At 62.5% G+C, this 8,370-nt stretch carries 9 protein-coding genes; 2 read left to right on the top strand and 7 right to left on the bottom strand.

Annotation, left to right across the window (positions count from 1 at the left end):
* A partial coding sequence (locus RMO57_RS14235; protein WP_310387684.1) for a hypothetical protein occupies positions 1 to 409 on the bottom strand: 409 nt, incomplete at its 3' end.
* Between the two features lie 255 nt (positions 410 to 664).
* On the opposite strand from RMO57_RS14235, the gene RMO57_RS14230 reads away from it, so the two are divergent.
* Complete coding sequence (locus RMO57_RS14230; RefSeq protein WP_310387682.1) at positions 665 to 1,285, top strand: GNAT family N-acetyltransferase; 621 nt, start codon at positions 665 to 667, stop codon at positions 1,283 to 1,285.
* A gap of 50 nt (positions 1,286 to 1,335) precedes the next feature.
* Here the strand turns inward: RMO57_RS14230 and RMO57_RS14225 are convergent, their stop codons facing one another.
* From RMO57_RS14225 to RMO57_RS14200, 6 genes are all read right to left on the bottom strand, one after another.
* The gene (locus RMO57_RS14225; protein WP_310387679.1) at positions 1,336 to 2,871 is read right to left on the bottom strand and encodes a PEP-CTERM sorting domain-containing protein; all 1,536 of its coding nucleotides are present in this window, start codon (positions 2,869 to 2,871) and stop codon (positions 1,336 to 1,338) included.
* A gap of 198 nt (positions 2,872 to 3,069) precedes the next feature.
* Complete coding sequence (locus RMO57_RS14220) at positions 3,070 to 3,513, bottom strand: carboxypeptidase-like regulatory domain-containing protein (protein WP_310387678.1); 444 nt, start codon at positions 3,511 to 3,513, stop codon at positions 3,070 to 3,072.
* Between the two features lie 66 nt (positions 3,514 to 3,579).
* Entirely contained in the window at positions 3,580 to 3,990 is a 411-nt protein-coding gene (locus RMO57_RS14215; protein ID WP_310387675.1) for a 5-carboxymethyl-2-hydroxymuconate Delta-isomerase, read from the bottom strand.
* Positions 3,991 to 4,116: 126 nt separating this feature from the next.
* Positions 4,117 to 4,677 (bottom strand): PEP-CTERM sorting domain-containing protein, encoded by a 561-nt coding sequence (locus tag RMO57_RS14210; RefSeq protein ID WP_310387674.1) that lies wholly within the window; start codon positions 4,675 to 4,677, stop codon positions 4,117 to 4,119.
* Positions 4,678 to 4,754: 77 nt separating this feature from the next.
* Complete coding sequence (locus RMO57_RS14205; RefSeq protein ID WP_310387672.1) at positions 4,755 to 5,747, bottom strand: SGNH/GDSL hydrolase family protein; 993 nt, start codon at positions 5,745 to 5,747, stop codon at positions 4,755 to 4,757.
* A 151-nt stretch (positions 5,748 to 5,898) separates the two neighbouring features.
* On the bottom strand, positions 5,899 to 6,624 hold the full coding sequence (locus tag RMO57_RS14200; RefSeq protein ID WP_310387670.1) for a Crp/Fnr family transcriptional regulator: 726 nt from the start codon (positions 6,622 to 6,624) through the stop codon (positions 5,899 to 5,901).
* A 200-nt stretch (positions 6,625 to 6,824) separates the two neighbouring features.
* Here RMO57_RS14200 and RMO57_RS14195 point away from each other — a divergent pair.
* A partial coding sequence (locus RMO57_RS14195) for an AMP-dependent synthetase/ligase (protein ID WP_310387668.1) occupies positions 6,825 to 8,370 on the top strand: 1,546 nt, incomplete at its 3' end.

Here is an 8,370-nt window from a genome sequence, read left to right as displayed (position 1 = left end):
CGAAGGAGATCGCCTCGCCGTACTGGTTGTAGATCTGGTCACCGAGTTGGCTGCGTGCTTGATGGGCGGTGAGCTGGGTGTCCTCGTCCGCCTTCATGCTGGAATAGGACTGCAAGCGCGCCAAGCGGCGCTGCATCGCCGACATCAAATCCAGCCCGGCCTGCAGGCTCTGCGCGCTTTGGCCCAGCGTGCCTTGCATGGCCTTGAGTTTGGGGAACTCGGCCATGATGGCTTGGCGCTCGGCCTCCCACGCGGCGTCGTCGGCGTAGAGCCGCGTCAGGTCCCATTGCTGCGCGCCGGCGCTGCTGGGCGCGCTGACGGCGGTCTTGGTGAGAGGGGCGGCGTGCGCGCCGTCGAGCAGGGGCATCATCAGGGATGCGGCGGCCAGGGCAATGGTGCTGAGCTTCATGGGCTGACTCTTCGCTGGTGGCGTTGGTTGATATCGGTGCGGGCATTGTGCCGCGCCCGCGATGGGCAAACTTTCGTCATGCGGGGTCTAGCTGGCTGCTCGGCGGCTGATTTGTTGCGCTTGTGCCGCAGCTACCCTGCAGATGAGGGGGGCTAAATCCAGCCATCCGCCGCAAGCAAGTCTTGGCCTCAGGTAACCTCAGGGTTTTCCCGATTCTTCACTTTTGCTTGATTGATCAGTCGAAGGCGAACTCAGATGGCGTTGACAGAAGGTTTTGATGCGGCAATTGCGCAGGTTAGAGCGGCTTTTGCCGAGCATGCGAGCCCTCGCCTGCTGCTGCGAGCACCCCAGGCGAGTGATCTGGACGCGGTCTTCGAGTTGCATGCCGACCCCATCTGCACCCGCTGCAGCACCAGCGCCACCTTGGGGCGCCGCGACGAAGCGCAGGCCTTGTTGCAGGGCTGGCTTGATCATTGGCAGACGCATGGTTTTGGCTACTGGGTGATCAGCGCACGCGCGCAGCCCGATGTCGTGATCGGCTTTGGCGGCGTGATGCACAAAACCATTGACGGCGTCAGCGGCCCCTATTTGTACTTCCGTTTTCGCCCGCAAGCCTGGGGCCAGGGCTTCGCGTCCGAGATGGCCTTGCAGGCGCTGACGTTGAGCTTCAGCGCACTCCAGCAAGCCCATGTGCTGGCGATCGTCTTGCCGGCCAACACGCCCTCGCGCAAGACGCTGGAGCGCATCGGCATGCTCTTGAAGAGCGCGTTGGCCGATGTGCCGGGCCAAGCGCCCAGCTTGGTCTATGAGCTCAGCGCCGAGCGTTTCGCGGGCCTGCCCAAGGTGCAGCCGCAGCCAACGCCGTTCGGGGCTTGACGAAAAAAAAGCCCCGCCGAAGCGAGGCTTGAGTCATCAGCGGATGACGCTCAGCCGACCGATCTTCCAATCACATGGCGGCGCCGCGCAATGCCACCGACGGCAAACAAACCCATGGCCATCAAGGCATAGGTCGAAGGCTCAGGCACTGCGGAGACATCAATCTCGGCGATATAGGTATGCCAAATGGCCCGGTTGAGGGTTTGGTTAGGCGGTGGCAAGAAGGACCAAGGCGCCGCGTATTCACCGATCGCATAGAACTTGTGATGGTTGGTCGGGTCAATGGTCACGGCCGAGTAATCACCCCAACGCTCGCGGCAAGGGCTATTCGGATTGGTCGTGGTGCAGTGGTAGTCATTGGTGTCGCTGGCGCGCAAGAGCATCTCGCTGCCGTCCAAGACCAAGGCCCCGCTGCCATCGACCTTGAAGGCCTGCGCCATGAAGCTGATGGTGCCGTCGGCCTTGCCGTCGCCGTTCAGATCGGTGTTTTGCAAGCCAGAGCGGTTGTAGCCGATCACTGCCTCTCCAAACTCGTTGACGGCGATCGAACCCTCGTAATAGTCGAAGTCGCCGGTGTCAATCTTGCCGCTGGCGATCAGACTGCCGTTGTTCGCGTTGACCACCGACCAACGCACATCGGCGTAGTCATTGGCGCCCTGGATGGTGTTGACCGAATAGAGCTTGTCACCCACTTGGACTGCGTTGGCGGTGATGCGCGGGCTCAAGGTGTCGACGGTGCGCGTGCCGTCGGGCTGGCGGCCGGGGCCGGCCGGGTTGTATCCCAACCCGGCAACGATATTGGTGGCACCCTGGGTGGCGCCCGGACCGTCAACGCCATTGACCTTGTAGAAGATCTGCTCATTCTGGTCGCGGCTATCGGCAATGATCGCAGCCGAATTCCCGACATTGCCGTCCCACTTCACCGCCGCCTGGATCGCAAAGCCCCGGTCCGGCGCAGCCAAGGCGGTGTTGAACTGGGTCATATTGGTCGTGCTTGGCGCTGCGCCGCCAAACAGGCTGGCTTTGGGGATTACCAACAAGCTGGTGCCGGTGAAGCCGGGTGTGAAGTTATTGGTGCCGATATAAACGCCCTTGCTGTCAATGCCGAGGGTCGGATAGTCGGCGGTACCCGACGGCAGCACCGCGACAGCGGTCGACTTCCAAGCGCCCAGCGCGTTGTCGGTATCGGAGACGCCAATATTGATGACGTTGCCGGTGGCCCCGAAACCAATCGCCAGCCAACGGTTGGTGTAGTGGTCAAACAGCACGCGCTGGTCGCCATTGGAGGTGGTCTGGCCGGCGGCGGTCCAGAAGGTGTTCATATTGACACGCGACTGCACGGCGCCGTCGAACTTGTTGTACACGGTCACGCTGCCGTTGGTCGTTTCCAGGAACTGGGTGGTGCCAACCGCGCCCATGGTGTCGGGCGGACGGAAGCAGCCGTTGATGGCGCAATTGTCGAGTTGCGATGTGCCCTCAAAGCCTCGCACCGTCGCTGCCTGGGCCGCAGCCGAGGCCAGCACGGTGAGGGCCGAGGCCGCCAGCACCCATGCGTTTTGGGTGAACTTACCTTGCTCAGTATTCATGATGTGACTGCCCGCCTTTTTAGCAAAGTGGATTCCGATCTGGAACGCCTGGGTTGGCTCAGCGGTCAATCGAGATGGGTGTGGGTTACCGCCAGAGCGAGTCGTTAGCGTAGCGAAAATCAGTGCAAATGCACCCCTGAAATGCGGGGGGTCTTGCGGGTATTGGAGCTTGTGAGTTTCCCTAGGGTTGACCGCGCATCAACGCATGCCACTGTCGCAGTCCAAGTCCACCGAAGCGACGGTGTTGGCGCTGATCTGCAGATTGACAAGCGGACAGCGGGTAATTTTCTCCAGGGGCATGACCTGCAGTCGGTAGCGACCTGCGGCTGCCGCAATTTGGAACAGGCCTTGCGAAGATGTTCGTGTCTGCCCGATGACGCCGCCGGCCTCATTGAGTAGCCTGACCTCAACCTGGGCAAAAGGGGCCCGGCAATCCTCGCCTTCACGCGGCGGGCCGCCACAAACGGGGGATAAGGTAATCCGGCCCTTGACGCCCGACGAGCTCGCCGGCTGGGCTGCATATGCTAGCGTCATCAAACAGCCCAGCAGACCTACGCTTGCTAGGGCACAAAGCCAGTGGCGCCGGCAATCTTTGGTGTCGCCAAGAGCTTGTTGGTGCAACATAACTTTGCTGGTGCCCATGAAAACAATCTGTGAGGGTGTGCGGCGCTTGTGCTTGCATGGCCGGGTGCGGCCTTGAGCTTAGCGCTACTCTGCCGCGACAGCGCTAGGTGCAGCCGAGTCGGCGGGGCGAGCTTTTGCTTTGCTATAGCTCGCCCGCTCAATATCTTGCACCTCGACACAGAGCTGCACCGACTGGGCCTTGGGCCAGGCGCAGCTTTGCTCAAGGACCTGCATCAAACTGGCCGACAAGGCTTGCTTGGTCTGCACCGAGCGCCCGCTCAGCAAGGCCAGCTTGGCGTGCACAAAGGCCTGGTTGTCTGGGTGATTGCTGACTTGGGTGCCGACCAGATAGGTTTCTAGGCGTATGGCGCGACTCTTGATGTCCAGTTCCTCAAACTCGCCGCTTGCCAGCAGTACCTTGTTGATCCCCAGCAAGGTGTCGGCTGCTTTGAACAAGGGCAGATTGCTGGTGTATTCGAGGGTAATGTGGGGCATGGTGTGTCCGGGTATTGCGCTAAAGAGGACTTGATTCTGCGCTTGGACGTGTGCCCCGTACGCGTCCTCCCAATCGGCTGACCCCAAACAAGGTGGGGTCAGCGCTGAAGTCAGTTGAACGATGCTTCAGCTGCGGCGTTGACGAGCGCTTGCCCTCAAAACCCCCAAGCCGCCTAGACCAGCCAGCAGCAGCGCGTAGCTGGCCGGCTCAGGAACCGCCGTGGGCGTGTACAGCGCGGCATGTGTCAGGGTCATTGGGTTGCCCTGGGGCGATGTGGCCACACCTTCGGTGCTGTCAAAGCTCAGTGCGGCCACGCTGGTGGCGGCGTGAAAAAAATAGTAGCTGTGCTGCCCATTGGATTCCAAGCCAATGATGAAATCACCGGCGATCGGCGCATCAAAGTTCAATTGACCGTTGAACATCACTTGCGGGTTATGGGTGAACGGGCCATTGCCTGCACCGGCGCTGCTGCCCGCATAAGCCCACTGACCGAGCCACTGACTGCTCAAGTAGCTGGTTTCTGAGGCGTTGCCACTCAACAAGCCGGTCAGTGAGCCGCGACAATCGGCGGCCACCAAACCACTGAAATTGCTGTCAGAGCAGCTCTCTGCCCAAGTAGGCAAGCTCGCCACCGTGGCCACAATGCCGAGCATTGCCAACAAGCCGGAGCGACGTAATTTTTTCATTGCAGATCCTTGGGTTCGAGGGACATAGCCGTTTACAAATGATCGCTAGGAGCCCGGGCTTCTCGCCGCGCTCTGTCTCAGCCGCGGCGACGCTGCCAAGCCATCAAACCGACCAGGCCGAGGGCGAACATCAAATAGGTGGCGGGCTCCGGCACCGCCGCGGCGATCATCGCGTTGGCGATCAGCTGATGACCCTTGGTCGTCGGGTGGATGGCGTCCCAGAACAAGGCGGTGGCGGGGTCGCAGTTGTTGATGGCCGCGCCGCAAGCGTCGCCCACATTGGCAATGTCGTAATCCCCCGGGTTGGCTGCAATGGTGCTGATCAGGCCAAAGACGTCAAAGGTCTTGACGCCGGTCTCGGTGCTCAGGCGAACGGCCAAAGCGCTGTTCATCGTCGCGCCCAACAGGCTGCTGATGCCTTGCGTGCCGGTGGCACCGGCGAAGGGCGTGGCGCCGAAATTCGGCGTATTCCAGACGATGATGTTTTGCGCGCCGGCCGCTTGCAAGCTGTCCACCATATTGCCGACATCGGTTGCGTAATGGCTGGCGTTGTCGGAAATGATGGCGGCCTGCTGAGCAAACGTCAGCCCCGGCGCGGCCAACGCGGTCGCGGCATCACGTAAATTATTGCCGCCACCCTCAATCACATAGAGCGCATCGCTGGGTGCGCTCGGATGTGCGCTCAGGAACTGATCGACTTGGGCCGTCAAGCTATAGGGGAAACCGGGGCCGCTGGTGACCGCGCCGCCGAAGGCGTAGTTGCTGCCGCCGGCCAGCGACGGGCCGGCACTCAGGCCCAGGGCGGCGCTGAATTGAGTTGCCCAGGTCGGGCCATTGCTGTAGACGCCGGATGCATAGGTCGCCACGGGAATATAGGTGTTGCCGGCGACGGTTTGAGCCGAGTTGAACAGGCCAGACAGCTTGTTATTGCCGCTGTCCGACAAGCTGTCGCCAAAGACGACCAGGCCGCTGAATGGCGCGGCGTGCGCCGGCAGGCTGGCGACCGAGCCGAAAGCGCCGAGGGCGAGGATGGAGGCGCCGAGCAGGCGTTGCGTGAGCTTGAATTTCATAAACATCCCGTGGTGATGGCCTGATGGCCTGATGGCCCGATAGCCAAACAGCCAAATAGCCACGGCAGAAGGTAGCAGCAGGGTCAGGCCCGGCCTATCAGGGCAAACCCAAGCCGGCTGCCCCATTCAAGGGTTCTTGCGCCCCCCTGATTCAGGGCTTGACCTGCTCAAAACAACGCAGTGCCGGCAAATTCAACACCCGCAAGCCGCCATATTCAATGCGGATGAGTCTGTGCATGGCCAGATGGTTGAGCGCCTGGTTGACCCGCTGGCGCGACAGGCCGACCAAATAGCCCAGCTCCTGCTGGGTGATGCGCAAGAGGCTGCCCACGCCCGGGTAGAGCTGCGGATGAAACAGCGCAGCCAAGTTGCGCGCCACGCGCAGGTCGGGGTCGAACATGCAGTCGATCTCACGCGCCGCAATGAACTGGCCGAGCCGCTCGTTGAGTTGGTTCAACATGAAGCGGTTGAAGGCGATGCTGCTTTCCAGTAACTCGTGAAAGGCCTCGACCGGCAAGCCCGCCACCACGCTGGGGCGCAGGGCCTGGATGTTGTAGCGGTAAGTCTCGCGCTTGAGCAGGGTGCCTTCGCCGAACCAACCGCCCGGCGGCACCCCGGTGAAGGTGACGGCCTGCGCGCTGCTCTCGGCATTGCTCATCTTCAGCAAGCCGTCGATCACGCCGAACCAGAAGGTTGCCGGGCGGCCGATGCGGCAAACCCGCTCGCCGACTTCGGCCTCGGCCACCTGCAACTGCGGCGCGACCACCTCGCGCTGCGCCGGCGTCAGCAGGCTCAGCCAGGGGATGGCGGTCAGCTCCTGCGGCGTGGCCGCGCGGGCGCGTTGACGCAGAGGCTGGGCGTGGTTGGAGGCGGGCATGGGCTAGTGTTCACTGCGTCACATGACGCCAAGCTTACACGGGTCGATTCGCTGACTAGGGGAATGTACGCGGCAGGGAAGTCCCTTGGAATGTCGTTGCAACGACAACATGACGTCAAAGTCAGGCCTAGGATTCAGCTCTGATGATGAACAAGCCGCCTCAAAGCAGGGCGCTACGCATCGCAAGGAGACAAAACAAGGTGTCAACAACATTCCCCCGGCTGATGCTTGCCCACGCCGCCCAGCGCCCCGACGCGCCGGCGCTGCGCGAGAAGGAATTTGGCATTTGGCAAACGCTGACCTGGCGCGAGCTGGAGGTCTTGGTGCGCGAGCTGGCGCATGGCTTGGCGGCGGCCGGCCTGCGCCGCGGTGAGCATCTGGTGGTGGTGGGCGAGAACCGGCCGCGCTTGTCGGCGGTGCTGCTGGCCGCGCAGGCCTTGGGCGCGATTCCGGTGCCGCTGTACCAAGATGCGGTGGCGGCCGAGTTTGTGTTCCCTATCAATAACGCGGAGATCGCCTTTGCCGTGGTCGAGGACCAGGAGCAGGTCGATAAGATGCTGGAGCTACGCGAGCCTTGCCCGCAGCTGCGGCGGATCTGGTTTGATAAGCCGCGCGGGCTGCGCAACTACGCGCAGCCCGAGCTGGCCTCGCTGGCCTCGCTTGTCGCGCTGTGCGCGCAGGGGCGCGAGCATGCCGGCCGGCACCCGGGCTTTTTTGACGTGCAAGTGGCGGCGGCGCAGCCCGGCGACAGCGCCGCGATGTTTTTCACCTCGGGCACGACCGGCCACCCCAAAGGCGTGGTGCACACCCATCTGAGCCTGATCGACCGGGCGCAGGCCGGCGCGCGCTTTGACAAGCTGACCTCAGCCGAGGAGGTGCTGGCCTATCTGCCTCCCGCCTGGATAGGCCAGAACATCTTCAGCTATGCGCAGTGGCTGGCCTGCGGCTATGTGGTCAATGCGCCCGAGTCGGCCAGCACCGTGTCCATCGATCTGAAGGAAATCGGGCCGACTTACTACTTCGCGCCGCCGCGTGTGTTCGAGGCCTTGTTGACCAGCGTGATGATCCGCATGGAGGACGCCAGCCCCGCCAAACGCTATCTGTTCGAGCGCTGCATGCGGCTGGCGCGGCGGGTCGGCCCGGGCCTGATGGACGGCCAAGCGGTCGGCCTGCTGGAGCGCTGCAAATACGCCGTGGGCAATCTGCTGATCTATGGGCCCTTGCGCAATACCTTGGGCCTGTCCCGCGTGCGCGTCGCCTACACGGCCGGCGAGGCGATCGGGCCGGATCTGTTCAGCTTTTACCGTTCGATCGGCATCAATTTGAAGCAGCTTTATGGCTCGACCGAGACGGCGGTCTTCGTCTGCCTGCAGCCCGACCGCGAGGCGCGTGCCGACACCGTCGGCGTGCCCATCGACGGGGTCGAAATCAAAGTCGCCGACAGCGGCGAGATCCTGGTCAAGTCGGCCGGCTTGCTCAAGTGCTATTACAAAAACCCGGCGGCCACCGCCGAGGTCTTGACGCCCGAAGGCTGGTATCACACCGGCGACGCCGGCTTCATCGATGGCCATGGCCATCTGAAGATCATCGACCGCGCCAAGGATGTGGGCCACCTGCGCGGCGGCGCTTTTGATGGCGCGATGTTTGCGCCCAAATATGTGGAGAACAAGCTGAAGTTCTTTCCCTATATCCGGGAAGCCGTGGCCTTCGGCGCCGATCGCGACTGCGTCGGCGCCTTCATCAACA

The sequence above is a fragment of the Roseateles sp. genome, from assembly GCF_031397715.1.
GTDB lineage: Bacteria > Pseudomonadota > Gammaproteobacteria > Burkholderiales > Burkholderiaceae_C > Paucibacter_A.
This window is presented reverse-complemented; position numbering and strand designations above follow the sequence as displayed.